This window comes from Arthrobacter sp. TJ-238 (assembly GCF_058269215.1).
Map to the genome: position 1 here is coordinate 189,914 of NZ_JBZCNH010000003.1, position 14,205 is coordinate 204,118.

Annotated in this window: 12 protein-coding genes and 1 pseudogene; 4 read left to right on the forward strand and 9 right to left on the reverse strand. The window is 68.9% G+C overall.

The genetic code is table 11. The features are described from left to right. Window positions 1-33: 33 nt before the first annotated feature. The 5 genes from AC4D2O_RS07025 to AC4D2O_RS07045 all read right to left on the reverse strand — a co-directional run bounded on the left by AC4D2O_RS07025 (window position 34) and on the right by AC4D2O_RS07045 (window position 4,049). The gene (locus AC4D2O_RS07025) at window positions 34-1,419 is read right to left on the reverse strand and encodes an AAA family ATPase (RefSeq protein WP_490906092.1); all 1,386 of its coding nucleotides are present in this window, start codon (window positions 1,417-1,419) and stop codon (window positions 34-36) included. After that, window positions 1,416-1,817 carry a hypothetical protein gene (locus AC4D2O_RS07030; protein ID WP_490906093.1) on the reverse strand — a complete coding sequence of 134 codons (402 nt, stop codon included), beginning with the start codon at window positions 1,815-1,817 and terminating at the stop codon, window positions 1,416-1,418. Before AC4D2O_RS07030 ends, AC4D2O_RS07025 begins: the two co-directional genes overlap by 4 nt. Next, window positions 1,814-2,017, reverse strand: coding sequence for a hypothetical protein (locus AC4D2O_RS07035; RefSeq protein ID WP_490906094.1), 204 nt, complete (start codon window positions 2,015-2,017; stop codon window positions 1,814-1,816). The genes AC4D2O_RS07030 and AC4D2O_RS07035 overlap by 4 nt, the downstream gene beginning before the upstream one ends. Before the next feature lie 143 nt (window positions 2,018-2,160). Continuing rightward, window positions 2,161-2,583 (reverse strand): hypothetical protein, encoded by a 423-nt coding sequence (locus AC4D2O_RS07040; RefSeq protein WP_490906095.1) that lies wholly within the window; start codon window positions 2,581-2,583, stop codon window positions 2,161-2,163. Then, entirely contained in the window at window positions 2,580-4,049 is a 1,470-nt protein-coding gene (locus AC4D2O_RS07045) for a recombinase family protein (RefSeq protein ID WP_490906096.1), read from the reverse strand. The genes AC4D2O_RS07040 and AC4D2O_RS07045 overlap by 4 nt, the downstream gene beginning before the upstream one ends. A gap of 24 nt (window positions 4,050-4,073) precedes the next feature. On the opposite strand from AC4D2O_RS07045, the pseudogene AC4D2O_RS07050 reads away from it, so the two are divergent. After that, window positions 4,074-4,259: pseudogene (locus tag AC4D2O_RS07050) on the forward strand (MBL fold metallo-hydrolase); the annotation flags it as partial. A 49-nt stretch (window positions 4,260-4,308) separates the two neighbouring features. Here the strand turns inward: AC4D2O_RS07050 and AC4D2O_RS07055 are convergent. Continuing rightward, entirely contained in the window at window positions 4,309-5,082 is a 774-nt protein-coding gene (locus tag AC4D2O_RS07055; RefSeq protein WP_490906097.1) for a trans-aconitate 2-methyltransferase, read from the reverse strand. A gap of 39 nt (window positions 5,083-5,121) precedes the next feature. Here AC4D2O_RS07055 and AC4D2O_RS07060 point away from each other — a divergent pair, with 39 nt between their 5' ends. The 3 genes from AC4D2O_RS07060 (at window position 5,122) to AC4D2O_RS07070 (ending at window position 9,564) form a co-directional block, all read left to right on the forward strand. Continuing rightward, complete coding sequence (locus tag AC4D2O_RS07060) at window positions 5,122-7,662, forward strand: DEAD/DEAH box helicase (RefSeq protein WP_490906098.1); 2,541 nt, start codon at window positions 5,122-5,124, stop codon at window positions 7,660-7,662. 31 nt (window positions 7,663-7,693) lie between these two features. Further along, window positions 7,694-8,167 carry a GNAT family N-acetyltransferase gene (locus tag AC4D2O_RS07065; protein WP_490906099.1) on the forward strand — a complete coding sequence of 158 codons (474 nt, stop codon included), beginning with the start codon at window positions 7,694-7,696 and terminating at the stop codon, window positions 8,165-8,167. 131 nt (window positions 8,168-8,298) lie between these two features. Further along, entirely contained in the window at window positions 8,299-9,564 is a 1,266-nt protein-coding gene (locus AC4D2O_RS07070; protein WP_490906491.1) for an alpha/beta fold hydrolase, read from the forward strand. A 102-nt stretch (window positions 9,565-9,666) separates the two neighbouring features. Here the strand turns inward: AC4D2O_RS07070 and AC4D2O_RS07075 are convergent, their stop codons facing one another. From AC4D2O_RS07075 to coaE, 3 genes are all read right to left on the reverse strand, one after another. After that, window positions 9,667-10,737: a TerC family protein gene (locus AC4D2O_RS07075; protein ID WP_490906100.1), complete on the reverse strand. Its 1,071-nt coding sequence runs from the start codon at window positions 10,735-10,737 to the stop codon at window positions 9,667-9,669. Between the two features lie 292 nt (window positions 10,738-11,029). Then, a complete protein-coding gene (gene uvrB, locus AC4D2O_RS07080; RefSeq protein WP_490906101.1) occupies window positions 11,030-13,105 on the reverse strand; it encodes an excinuclease ABC subunit UvrB in 2,076 nt (691 codons plus the stop codon). Between the two features lie 81 nt (window positions 13,106-13,186). Beyond that, window positions 13,187-14,188, reverse strand: coding sequence for a dephospho-CoA kinase (gene coaE, locus AC4D2O_RS07085; protein WP_490906102.1), 1,002 nt, complete (start codon window positions 14,186-14,188; stop codon window positions 13,187-13,189). Window positions 14,189-14,205: the final 17 nt, after the last annotated feature.

The window sequence follows — 14,205 nt, forward strand, 5'->3', positions numbered from 1 at the left end:
AGGGCGTGATAGCCGTGATAGGGGTCGTGATGCTTATTCCTGCGGGGCCGTGATGCCTTCGGGTGAGTCGTGGGGGTTCACGTCGAAGAGGGTGCGTGAAGGGTCCATGAAGGGCCGTGAAGGGTCCACGGGGTAGTAGATGCGTGACGCTTTCGGGCCCTCCCCGCTGAGTGTTGTCGCGCGGACCTTCCCTGCCCGTTCGAGTGCTGCGAGCTTCCGCCGGGTCTTCTCGACTTCGGAGGGACTGACGGTGTGCCCCTCGGCGGCGTAGAGCATTTCTGCCGCGTCTCGGACGGTGGTGCCCCTCGGTCCTCGCCCGTTGATGAGTTCTAGAGGGTCCCCGCCGCCGACGACGGAGGACAGGCCGGCGTCGTGGTCGTGGAGAACTTTGAAGGGGCCCACTGGCTCAGCGGGCTGCTTGAGGTGCAGGAAGTCCACGATCGGGTCGCCTGCTTGTCCGTGGAGGAGGATTACGCTGCCGGCGCCTCCGGTGATCCATGTACTGCCGAACACGTCTGCGAGGGTGTTGGGCTTCTTGCCGTTCTCGCCGCGCTTCACCTGGTGGTGCAGCTCCAGTACTTGAATGCCGGCGGCGAGGACTGCCTGGCGGGCGTTGTTGTAGCCGGCGCCCACCGCGTCCTCGGAGAGTCCGATGGCGGCGTCTTTCAGGCTGTCCACGATCACCACGGAGGCGCCGGCCATCTGGCAGAGGTTTAGGAGGATCGCGGGGTTCTTGGCTATGTCGCCGGGTGGTGGGCCTTGCATGACCACGAGGCGCTCGGTCATGTGGTGGCGGTGCTCGGCCCGGAACACTCGTTTGAGGCTGCGGGCGATCTGCTGGGGTCGATCCATTGCCAGGTACAGGATCCGTCCCGCTGCGGGCTGCACGGAGTAGCCGAGAACATCGGGGAGGATGCCTAGTAAGCCGGCGACGAGTTGGTTAGCGAGGGTGGTCTTGCCGACGCCGGAGGGTCCGACGAGCATGCAAGCTTCTCCTTCGGCCCAGAGCACTTCTTTGCCGATTCCCCACACTGCGGGTACGTGGTCGGGACGGTCGAAGATGAAAGAGCCGCCGTCGATGAACGTGACCGTGACGGGGGGCGCGGGTTCCGCCTGGACAATCTCGGATGCCCTGCTGCGTAGCCGGAGTTGCCGGGCGAGGGCGGCCGTCTCGTGGTCGTCGACGAGTGCTTGATAGGCGTCGCGATCGAGGGGCCCCTCGGTGCCGGTGACGATGCCGATCAAGTGGAAGTCGATAGCGTCGAGCGTTTCGGGTGCGGGTGGCTTACCCCCGTTCGCCGCTTCCGCTCGCGCTACTTCCCGCGCCCGCTGGTCGTGGTAAGCAGCGCGCTGCGCTTCGGTGAGGGCGTCGAGGCGTCGGTAGATTTCGGCGCGAGCGGCGGACGCTACCCGGCTCACTGGTGGCCGCCTTCTCGGTGCATGCAGTCGTGGCAGAGCCCGAACATGACGATGAGCGGTGCGGTGGTGTTGTTGGACGGCAATAGCCTTACGCCGCCGGGATACACGCCGGCGGGGTCGTGGTGCCCGCACCTGTCGCAGGTGTTGTCGGCCGGCCCGGTGAGGTTGAGCTGGGGCTGGCAGTCCTCGCATACGACGAGGGCAGGCGCCCATACGGCGTGCACCACAGGCCGAGCCGGGTGGGTCAGGTGCCCGCAATGGGTGACTTCCCCGGCAGCGATCCGGGTTCCGAGTGCTCGAATCTGTTGCCGGAGCCATAGGGATGGCTCGTGGTTGTTGGAGGCGTGGAACAGGTTCGGGTCGGTGTCGGCCCGGTTGCGGTGCGTCGGGCCGGTCACGATGCGCCGCCAGTGAACAGGGCTGCGAGCCGTTCACGCTGCTGTGGGGTCAGGGGCGGGGCGTCAGCAACGATCTTTTGGACGTAGGCTTCGAGCTTCGCTGCGGCGAGTTCTTGCCGGGCGGCTTCGATCTGTGACGGGTTCTTGCGTCTGGTGGCGACGCCGAGGCGGCTACGGGCCGCGAGGACTTCATTCGGCATGGAAAAAGCTCCCAAGTGCAGGCAGCAAGATGCTGCTCGTCACCGGGAGCTGATGGGCTACTTCCCCTGATCGGGGCCCTGAATAGTTCGCGGCCTATGCAGGCCGCCGCCGAATAGCACCACCGTAACACCTAAACCTCAGGTCAGGGGAGTTTGATGGGAGTTCTTCCACCCGGCTTGTCCCTGGAAAGAACGGCGAACGCGAGTTCGAGTAGCTTGATGCCGCTCCTGCCGTCACGCCGACCGCAGGAGCCGCACACGATCGTGTGCGACCAGTAGGGATGCAAAGGCCTGTCGAGGCCGGCGGGTCCCCCCTGGTGGCTCGGGTCGGCGATGAGGAACATCTGCACGCGCGTCGGATACTCGGCCCGCTCGTCGGAGCTGGTGGTCATCACGTTGTTGTTCCGTTGCAGGACTAGCGCCGCGCCCGTCGCGTGGCCTCGGTGATGCAGCGCTATCGGCCTGGTAGTTCCCTCGCCGAGCTGGTGTCTGCCGACTGCGAGGATATTGCCGTCCGCAGTGACCGCGTTCTCCCACTCCCCCGCCTGGTTGCTGGTGGTACTCATGCGCTCTCGCCTTCCCATTCGATGCGTACTGATTCGGGCTTGAACCCGGGACCTCGCGTGGTCTTGAGGATGACCACGTGCATACCAAGGAGAGTCAAAAGCCGGCGGCGCTGCGCTATCTCCCAGCCGTCCCAGCGTGCTGCGAGCGCGTCGACGTCGGCGCCGGCCAGCTCCTCGAGGAGCCCTGTCGGGATGTTCGAGCGCTCGGACAGGGTGCGTTGCAACTTCTCGATACCCGGCGTGATCCTGCTCGTCACGGTTTCGAGCTGCCCGATGGACAGCCGGCCGGCTAGATACGATTCGGTCGCTTCGTCGAGCTTCACGCGGAGGCTGGCGAGTTCCTCCCGTTCCGGGCCGTGATCGGGTGCCTGGGCAGCTTGGAGGAGTTCGGCGAAGTCGGGGCGGGCCATGCGGGCGAGGACCACCTGGCGGACGAGAGCGTCAACATGCGCTTCGTTCCGGCCGACACAGGCGTTGTCTGTGCACTGGTACAGCGACACCTTCGCCCCGGGCTTCCCCTTCGGAGCGGTGCGCAGGATGCCCCCGCATTCCCCGCAGTACCCGATACCGCCCGTCAGCAGGTGCTTGAACGCACCTGCCCTGCCGAGAACCTGTCCCGGCTGAAATAAGCCTGTGACGGCTTCGTACTTCTCCATCGTGATAAGTGCCGGCCACGCGGCGGGGAAGAGCTCCTGGTCGGGCTTTCCCCGGTGATGAAGCCGTAGGCCGGCGTTCGACGGGCGGAACGCGATCTTCTTGACCGTCGAGGGCAACCATTGCGCTGCGCCGCCCTCACGGTGGCCGAGGTAGGCGCTCGGAGTCGGCACGGACCGAGCGTTGAGGTCGGCAGTGACCGACCTGAGGGATTTCCCGGCCAGGAGGGCGGCCACTATGCCTCGGACGACGGTAGCGGCTTCCTCGTCGATGCTGTCTGTGAAAGCGTTCGATTTGCTGTCGGGGTCGTAGGTCCTCGTCCACCCGTAGGCGACGGCTCCCGCCGCCCGGCCTTCCCTTGCCCGCCGGTTCGCTGCGGCTCGGATACGCTCGGACTTCACTTCAGACTCCATCGTGTCGAACTCCCCGATGAGGCCGGCCATGCCTCGCCCGTATGCGCTCGACAGGTCCAGCTCGGGGCCTTTCACGGCGGCGATCGACACCCGGTGATCGGCGAGCGCCTTGATCCCATTGGCCCGCTCGATGCGGTTTCTCCAAAGCCGGGACGTGTGGAACACGACTATGCGGCTGTAGTTGCCGGTCGCGGCGTCGTGCATGAGCTTGGTGTAGCCGGGCCGAGCCTTGCCGGTGAGCGCGGAAATGTCGTTGTCGGTGTAGACGCCGCCGACGGTCCATCCTCGCTTTTCAGCCATCTGCCGGGCGTCGGCTACCTGCTGCCGGACGCCTGCGGCCTCGCCTGATGGGTCCTCGCTGATGCGGGCGTATATCGCTACCTGCTGCTCTGTGGTCATATTTCCACCTTAGAGCCGCACGGCTTCCCCGGGGGGCTGGGCAACACGCAGGGCGACCCGGAGCGGTTCGCGTCCCTGTACGACGACGTCGTGACCCGGATCTTCGACCGCCTGCCGGACGACACCGTCGTGCACCCGGGGCACGGCAAGGGCACCACGCTCGGCGCGGAGCGGGGCTCCCTCCCGGAGTGGAAGCAGCGCGGCTGGTAGGAACAGAAACCGGCTGAGGCCGGCTGCGGCCGGCCGGAACCGGGCCGCCTCAGGCGCGGCGGTGCCCGACGGCGAAGATCCGGCGGAATCCGAACACCGTGCCGTGCTCGCCCCGCGGGTACGCCGTCCGGAGCAGCTCCGCGTAGCCGGCCTCGAACGCGTCGGCCTCCCCCGCCCCCAGCACCTCCAGCACGGGCCGCAGCGCGGTGCCGCGCACCCAGCCCAGCACGGCGTCCTCCCCCGGCAGCACCTGCTGGTACGTGGTCTCCCACACGTCGGCGTCGAGGCCCGCGGCGAGGAGCAGCTGCAGGTAGTCGGCGGGTTCGCCGACCGCGTCGTCGTGGCGGAGCACACCCTGCAGCGTCCCGGCCCAACGTGGACTGGCTGCGTGCTCGCGCATGAGGACGTGGGACGGTGCGGAGAAGTTGCCGGGGACCTGCAGCGCGAGCCAGCCTCCTGCCGGCAGCCCGTCCGCCCAGGCCGAGACGAGGTCCTGGTGGCCGGGCACCCACTGGAGGGCCGCGTTGGTGACGACGACGTCGTCGGATCCCGGCCGGTAGTCGCGGAGGTCGCCCTCCTCGAAGGACAGGTTCGGCAGGGCCGGGCGGCGGCGGGCGGCGTCGATCATGTCGGCGCTGGCATCGATCCCCCGCACCGTCGCGTCGGGCCACCGCCGCGCGAGCGCCTCCGTCAGGTCCCCCGGGCCGCAGCCGAGGTCGACGACGCTCCGCGGAGAAGGGTGATCGATCCGTGCCACGAGGTCGAAGAACGGCCGCCCGCGATGACCGGCATGGCGGGCGTACAGTCCGGGGTCCCAGCGCATGATCCACCCTAACGCGCCCACCGGTAGGCTGAACGGACCATGAGGATCCAAGAGCACCTGCCCCGGCACGACGACGGCCGACTCACCGCCGACGCGGTCTACGAGGCCTTCACGGCGTGGGCGACGGCGCGCGGCCTGGCCCTCTACCCCGCGCAGGACGAGGCCGCCATGGAACTCGTCTCCGGCAACAACGTGATCCTCGCGACCCCCACCGGTTCCGGGAAGTCACTCGTCGCTGTCGCGGCCCACCTGAAGTCCTTCGCGGACGGACGGACGAGTTACTACACGGCGCCGATCAAGGCCCTCGTGTCCGAGAAGTTCTTCGCGCTCTGCGACATCTTCGGGCCGGAGAACGTCGGCATGATCACCGGTGACTCCGGGGTGAACCAGGACGCGCCGATCATCTGCTGCACCGCGGAGATCCTCGCGAACCTCGCCCTGCGGGAGGGCGCCCTGGCCGACGTCGACACCGTGGTCATGGACGAGTTCCACTTCTACTCGGACCCGCAGCGCGGCTGGGCGTGGCAGGTCCCGCTGCTCGAGCTGCCGCAGGCGCAGTTCCTGCTCATGTCCGCGACCCTCGGCGACGTCACGCGCTTCGAGAAGGACCTCACCGAGCGCACGGGCCGACCGACGGCGACGGTCACGTCCGTGGAACGGCCCATCCCCCTGCACTACTACTACGTCGAGACACCGGTGCAGGAGTCCCTCGAGGAACTGCTCTCCACCCGGCAGGCGCCCGTGTACGTGGTGCACTTCAGCCAGGCGGAAGCGATCGAGCGGGCGCAGAACCTCATGAGCGTCAACGTGTGCACGCGCGAGGAGAAGGACCGCATCGCGGACCTCATCGCGACGTTCCGGTTCTCCTCGGGGTTCGGCAGGACCCTCAACCGGCTGGTCCGCCACGGGATCGGCGTGCACCACGCCGGCATGCTCCCGAAGTACCGGCGCCTCGTCGAGCAGCTCGCGCAGGCCGGGCTGCTGAAGGTCATCTGCGGCACCGACACCCTCGGGGTCGGCATCAACGTGCCCATCCGCACCGTGCTCCTGACGGCCCTGAGCAAGTACGACGGCGTCCGCACGAGGTTGCTCAACGCGCGCGAGTTCCACCAGATCTCCGGACGCGCCGGGCGGGCGGGCTACGACACCGCGGGCACGGTGGTGGTGCAGGCGCCCGACCACGTGGTCGAGAACACCAAGGCCATGGCGAAGGCCGTCTCCAAGTTCGGTGACGACCAGAAGAAGCTGCGCCAGGTGGTGCGCAAGAAGCCGCCCCAGGGCTTCGTGTCGTGGGGCAAGCCCACCTACGAGCGGCTCGTCGAGAGCATCCCCGATCCCCTCACGTCGTCGTTCTCCGTCAGCCACTCCATGCTCCTGAACCTGCTGGAGCGGCCCGGGGACCCCTTCACCGCCGTCAAGCGTCTGCTCACCGAGAACCACGAGACGCGCGCCTCCCAGCTGCGGCTCATGCGCCGCGCCATCGGGATCTACCGGGAGCTCGTGACCGCCGGGATCGTCGAGCGGCTGCCCGTGCCCGAGCCGGACGGCCGGACCGTCCGCCTCAAGGTGCACCTGCAGGCGAACTTCGCCCTGAACCAGCCACTCTCCCCGTTCGCCCTCGCGAGCCTGGAGCTCCTCGACCCCGAAGCGCCGGGCTACGCACTCGACGTCGTCTCGGTCATCGAGGCCACGCTGGAGAAGCCCCGGCAGGTGCTCAACGCCCAGGAGAAGAAGGCCCGCGGGGAGGCCGTCGCCGCCATGAAGGCCGAGGGCATCGACTACGACGCGCGCATGGCCCGCCTGGAGGAGATCGGCTACCCGAAGCCGCTCGAGGAGCTGCTGCAGCAGGCCTTCGACGTGTACCGGGCGTCGGCGCCGTGGCTCAACGACTTCGAGCTGGCCCCCAAGTCGGTGGTACGCGACATGTACGAGCGGGCCATGAGCTTCGGCGAGTACGTGGCGTTCTACGCCCTGACGCGCTCCGAGGGGATCCTGCTGCGCTACCTCGCCGACTGCTACAAGGCCCTGCGCCACACCGTGCCCGTCGAAGCCCTGCGCGAGGACCTCAGCGACATCATGGAGTGGCTCGGCGAACTGGTGCGGCAGGTCGACAGCAGCCTCCTCGACGAGTGGACCCAGCTCTCCGCCGGTCTCACGCCGGCCCCGGCGGACGCCGTGGACCTCCCCGAGGAGCCGCCCTCGGTCACGTCCAACGAGCGCGCCTTCCGGGTCATGGTCCGCAACGAGATGTTCCAGCGCGTGAAACTCTTCGCCGACGAACGGGACGAGGCGCTCGGCGCCCTCGACGCCGACTCGGGGTGGACCGCCGACCGCTGGGCCGGGGCCCTTGACGGCTACTTCGGGGACTACGAGGACATCGACGACGGCCCCGAGGCCCGGGGGCCTGCCCTGCTGCTCATCACCAAGGCACCGGGGGTGTGGAGGGTGCGCCAGATCCTCAAGGACCCCGAGGGGAACGGCGACTGGGGCATCAACGCCGAGATCGACCTCCCGGCGTCGGACGAGGCGGGCAGCCCGGTGGTCCGGATCCTCGGGGTCGGGGCGCCCGTCGCCGCCTGAGCCGCCACGCGCGCTTCGCTAGTCTTGGGGCATGTCGATTCGCGAAGCACGGCCGGCGGACGTCCCGGTCATCCTCCAGCTCATCCACGATCTCGCCCTCTACGAGAAGGAGCCGGACGCCGTCAGGAACACCGTCGGGTCCCTTGAGGACGCCCTGTTCGGCGACCGCCCCACGATCTTCGCCCACGTCGCCGAGGCCGAGGGGCAGGTCCAGGGATTCGCGCTCTGGTTCCTCAACTACTCCACCTGGGAGGGCGTCAACGGCATCTACCTCGAGGACCTGTACGTGCGCCCCGAGGCGCGCGGAGCGGGGCACGGGAAGGCGCTGCTCGCCAACCTCGCGAGGATCGCCGCCGAGCGCGGGTACGCCCGCGTGGAGTGGTCGGTGCTCGACTGGAACGAGCCGTCCATCCGCTTCTACCAGCAGCTCGGCGCCCGCCCCCAGACCGGGTGGAGCACGTTCCGGCTCACGGGCAGCGCCCTCGCCGAGGTGGCCGCGCTGTGACGGCGCCGTCCACGCCGCCATCGTCCCCCGCTCCACCGCCCGCGTCACCCCCGGCCGCCGGGACCGCCGCCGGGACCGCTGCTGGGTCCGCGACGGACGCCGACGCCCACGTGGTCGGCCGGACCGCCGTCATGCGCGGACTGCGCGCCACGGGCCACACCTTCCGCGTGCCGCTCGACCACGGGGACCCGGCGTCCCCCCTCATCGACGTGTTCGCCCGGGAGTACTCCTCGCTCGAGCACAGCGACGAGGACACCGCCCGCCTGCCGTGGCTCCTTTTCCTGCAGGGCGGGCCCGGTGGCCGGGGTGTCCGCACCACGCAGCTCTCGGGCTGGATGAAGGCCGCCGCGAAGGAGTTCCGGATCCTCATGCTCGACCAGCGGGGCACGGGGCTCTCCACGCCCGCCGACGCCGCGACGCTCGCGGCGCTGCCCTCGCCGCAGGCCCGGGCCGAGTACCTCACCCACTTCCGCGCGGACGCGATCGTCGCGGACGCCGAGCTGATCCGCCACCGTCTCGGCAGCGGGCCGTGGACTGTCTTCGGGCAGAGCTACGGCGGCTTCTGCACCCTCACCTACCTCTCGAACGCCCCGGAAGGGATCGAGCGCGCCCTCCTCACCGGCGGCCTCGCTCCCCTCGCGGGCCGGCCCGACGAGGTGTACCGGGCCACGTTCGCCCGGGTCGAGGAACGCAACCGGGAGTACTTCTCGTGGTACCCCGAGGACCGCGACCTGGTCACGCGTATCGCCCGCCACCTCGAGGCCGTCGAGGAGCACCTCCCCAGCGGCGAACGCCTGACCGTACGGCGCTTCCAGATGGTCGGCTCCTTCCTGGGCGGGAACACGAGGGTGCACGCGCTGCATTACCTCCTCGAGGACGCGTTCATCGACACGCCGGGCGGGCCCCGCCTGTCGGCAGGGTTCCTCGAGCAGGTCCAGGGCGTCGTCAGCCGTGCGTCGCACCCGCTGTACGCGCTGCTGCACGAATCCATCTACTGCCAGGGCTTCGCCTCCGACTGGGCGGCCCGGCGCGTGCTCGAGGAGTACCCGCAGTTCCGCGACGACGCCGCCGAGGTCCTGTTCACCGGCGAGATGGTCTACCCCTGGTACTTCGAGGAGGACCCTGCGCTCCGTCCGCTGCGCGAGGTCGCGGACATCCTGGCGGCGAAGGAGGACTGGGGCCGCCTGTACGACCGGGACGTCCTCGCGAGGAACACCGTCCCCGCCGCGGCAGCCGTGTACCGGCACGACATCTATGTGGACAGGGGCCTCTCCCTCGCCACGGCAGCCGCCGTCCGTCGGCTCGAGGTGTGGGAGACGGACGAGTTCCACCACGACGGCATCGCCGACGACGGCGAGGCGATCTTCGAGCGGCTGCTCGGCATGACGCGCTCCTGACCGGACGCGCTCGGCCCGCACGGCCCCGCGCTCCAGATGCAGACAGGGAGGGACCCCGCACATCGCGTGCGGGGTCCCTCCCTGTTCCGGTGCGGCCAGGGCCTAGCGGCGCGGTTCCTTCGCGCCGGCCTCGTCAGCGGCCTCGTCCAGTCCTTCGTCCACGGCGGGCGAGGACGTCGAGGCCGAACGGACGGCGGCCTTCTCGTCTGCCCGCGAACGGATCAGGCTGGCGACTACCGCGATGACGATCGTCGCGACGATCACGGCGAGGGACACGAACGTGGGGATCTCGGGGGCCCACTCGATGTGCTCGCCGCCGTTGATGAAGGGCAGCTCGTTGACGTGCATCGCGTGGAGGACGAGCTTGACGCCGATGAAGGCGAGGATCACGGAAAGCGCGTGCTTCAGGTAGATCAGGCGCGTCATCAGGCCGCCCAGGAGGAAGTAGAGCTGGCGCAGGCCCATGAGGGCGAAGATGTTCGCGGTGAACACGATGAACGCACTCTGCGTCAGGCCGAAGATGGCCGGGATGGAGTCGACGGCGAAGAGGAGGTCGGTCAGGCCGATCGTCACGAAGACGATGAGCATGGGCGTGAACACCTTCTTGCCGTCGACGACGGTGCGCAGCTTGTTGCCGTCGTAGGACTCGGACATCGGCAGGACGGACCGGAGCTTCGCGATGAGCTTGTTGTCGCCCGCGTCCTCCTCGTCCTCACCGGAGTCCGTGGCCTGCTTGTAGGCGGTGTAGAGGAGGAAGGCGCCGAAGATGTAGAAGATCCAGCTGAAGTTCTCGATGACGGCCGCGCCCAGGGCGATGAAGATGCCGCGCAGGATCAGCGCGATGATGATGCCCACCATCAGCACTTCCTGCTGGTACTTCCGGGGCACCGAGAACCGCGCCATGATGATGATGAAGACGAACAGGTTGTCGATGCTCAGGCTGTACTCGGTGATCCAGCCGGCCACGAACTGGCTGCCGTACTCCGCGCCCGTGAAGACGAACATGAGGGCCGCGAACACGAGCGCGAGGCCCACGTAGAAGGTGACCCACAGTCCCGCCTCCTTCATCGACGGCTCGTGGGGGCGCTTGACGACGAGGAGCAGGTCGAACAGCAGGATGATCCCGAGCACGACGAACGTGCCGATCTCGAATGCCAGGGGCAGAGCGGGCATGAAGTACCTTCCGGGGGTGCAGGTGATCGCCGTAAGTCTCTCCGCGGCGGCATGATGCCGTCTCGCCGCTACGCCCGGCAGGGCAACTGTGCCCTGCGTGCTGACGTTCGTAGCGCTTGGGATACTCCCCTACGTCCGGTCAATGCTACCCGGGCAGGCGCACGGCGGACGAATACCCGCTATCGGTGGCGTCTCCCGCCTGCACCCTTGACGCGGCCGGGCGTGACAGCATCGTCGGGCACCGTAGACGTCGCCCCCGGCCCGGACCGACTGCCCCGCACCGCCGCGCCGATCAGGCGTGGCCGGCGGACTGCATCTGCCGGAGTTCCTTCTTGAGATCGCCGACCTCGTCGCGCAGCCGCCCGGCGAGCTCGAACTGCAGCTCCGCTGCGGCGGCGTGCATCTGGTCGGTCAGCTGCTGTATGAGGTCCGTGAGGTCCTCGGCCGGTACCGACGCGAGACCGTCGTGCCGCCCGGCGCCCTTCTTCGGCTTCCGCCCCTTCGAGGCCTCCTCGAGGAGCGCCCGGGTGTCGGCGTCCTCGCGGTTGATGGTGTCGGTGATGTCCGCGATCCGCTTCCGCAGCGGCGTGGGGTCGATCCCGTGCTCGAGGTTGTGCGCCACCTGGATGGCGCGGCGCCGGTTGGTCTCGTCGATCGCGCGCTCCATGGAGTCGGTGATCCGGTCCGCGTACATGTGCACCTCGCCGGAGACGTTGCGGGCGGCGCGGCCGATGGTCTGGATGAGGGACGTCGTGCTGCGCAGGAACCCCTCCTTGTCGGCGTCGAGGATGCTGACGAGCGACACCTCGGGCAGGTCGAGGCCCTCACGGAGGAGGTTGATGCCCACCAGGACGTCGAACGTGCCCATGCGCAGTTCGCGCAGCAATTCCACGCGCCGCAGGGTGTCCACGTCGGAGTGGAGGTACTCGACCTTCACCCCGTGCTCGAGGAGGTACCCGGTGAGGTCCTCGGCCATCCGCTTGGTCAGCGTGGTCACGAGCACGCGCTCGTTCACGGCGGTGCGCTTGCGGATCTCGCCCAGCAGGTCGTCGATCTGCCCCTTGGTGGGCTTGACGACCACCTCGGGGTCCACCAGACCCGTGGGGCGGATGATCTGCTGCACGTAGCCGTCGGCCTTGCCCAGTTCGTACTTGCCGGGTGTAGCCGAGAGGTAGACCGTCTGTCCGATGCGGTCGAGGAACTCGTCCCACTTCAGCGGGCGGTTGTCCATCGCGGAAGGGAGCCGGAACCCGTGGTCCACGAGGGTGCGCTTGCGGGAGGAGTCCCCCTCGTACATCGCGCCGATCTGCGGGATGGTCACGTGGGACTCGTCGACGACGAGCAGGAAGTCGTCGGGGAAGTAGTCGAGCAGGCAGTGCGGTGCGGAGGCGGGGTCCCGCCCGTCGATGTGGCGCGAGTAGTTCTCGATGCCGTTGCAGAAGCCCATCTGCTGCATCATCTCGAGGTCGTAGGTGACGCGCATCCGGAGGCGCTGCGCCTCGACGAGCTTGTTCTGCGACTCGAGCTCGGCCAGCCGCTGCTGCAGCTCGTCCTCGATGTCCTTGATGGCCCGCGTCATGCGGTCGGGCCCGGCGACATAGTGCGAGGCGGGGAAGACGTACATCTCCTCCTCCTCGCGGATGACGTTCCCGGTCAGCGGATCGAGCGTGTAGATGTTCTCGACCTCGTCGCCGAAGAACTCGATGCGCAGCGCGTGCTCCTCGTACATCGGGATGATCTCGACGGTGTCGCCGCGCACGCGGAAGGTGCCGCGGTGGAAGTCCATGTCGTTGCGCGTGTACTGCATCCCGACGAACTGCCGCAGGAGCTCGTCGCGGTTCATCTGGTCGCCGCGGCGCAGCGTGACCATCTTGTTGATGTATTCCTCGGGCGTGCCGAGTCCGTAGATGCAGGAGACCGTGGCGACGACGATCACGTCGCGGCGCGTGAGCAGCGCGTTGGTGGCCGAGTGCCGGAGGCGCTCCACCTCCTCGTTGATGGAGGAATCCTTCTCGATGAAGGTGTCCGTCTGCGGGACGTACGCCTCGGGCTGGTAGTAGTCGTAGTAGGAGACGAAGTACTCGACCGCGTTGTTCGGCAGGAGCTCCCGGAACTCGTTGGCGAGCTGCGCGGCGAGCGTCTTGTTCTGCACCATGACGAGGGTGGGGCGCTGCACCTGCTCGATGAGCCAGGCGGTGGTGGCGCTCTTGCCGGTGCCGGTTGCCCCGAGGAGGACCACGTCCTTCTCGCCCGCGTTGATACGCTCGGCGAGCTCCTTGATGGCGGTGGGCTGGTCGCCGGCCGGCTGGTACTCGCTGATGACCTCGAACGGAGCGACGACACGCTTGATATCCTGCGCAAGACTCATGGCTTAACGGTAGCCCCTGGCTGTGACACTTCTCCTCGGATCTGCTGGCGGCTGAACGCAGCTCGCAGCCGGCGCGGGGGCTCAGGCCGGAGCCGGAGGAGCGGTCACGACCACCGTGACGTCGACCCCCGGATCGGCAGCGCGGTGCACCGCCCCCTCGCCCTCCATGGACAGGTCCCGACGGCGGTCCGCGCGCAGGTCATGGGGGAATCCTGCGGCGCGCACGGCTGCGGACACGGCCTCCGGATCACCGTCCGGGGCGACCGTCACGCGCACCGTCACGCGCCCGGCGTCGTGCACGTCCGGCGTGGCCGGGTCATGCCCGTCCTGCTGTCCACCGGCGCCGCCCAGGGTCTCCATCGAGGCGTCGGGCGGCAGCAGCGCGGCGAGCTTCGCCCGGACGCGCCGAGCGAGTCCGGTGGTCCCCGCAAGCCCTGCAGCGACCGGGCCGATGATTTCCCCGGCGGGCGTACCCGCCATGAGGTTGTCCCGGAACGCGATCATCCGCCCGTCCCAGAGCGCATCGGTCGCGGCCAGGAGGTCGTCGAGGCTCCGGTCGTTGGTGAGGACCGCGTCCGCTTCCCGCAGCCGGTCCGGACGTGAGGCCTGGGCCGCGATGCGCCGTCGCGCGTCCGCCGGGTCCATGCCCCGCTGTCCGACCATGCGGTCGATGCGCAACTCGTCCGGCGCATCGACGACGACGACGAGGTGGAAGCGCGCCGCCTGCCCGGTCTCCACGAGCAGCGGGATGTCCTCGACCACGACGGCGTCCTCCGGCGCCGCGTCGATGAGCCCCGCGGCCAGAGCCCGCACGCGCGGGTGCACGATCGCATTGAGCCGTTCCCGCGCGGAGGCGTCCGCGAAGACCAGGGCCCCGAGCACCGGCCGGTCCAGCGCACCGTCCACCCCCAGGACCTGCGGGCCGAAGGCGGACACGACCTCGTCGAGGCCGGCGGAACCGGGCGCCACGGCCTCGCGCGCGAGGAGGTCCGCGTCGACGACGACGGCACCCCGCTCGCCGAGCCGGCCGGCCACGGCGGACTTCCCCGCGGCGATGCCTCCTGTCAGTCCCACACGCAGCATGGACCAACCCTAGCCCG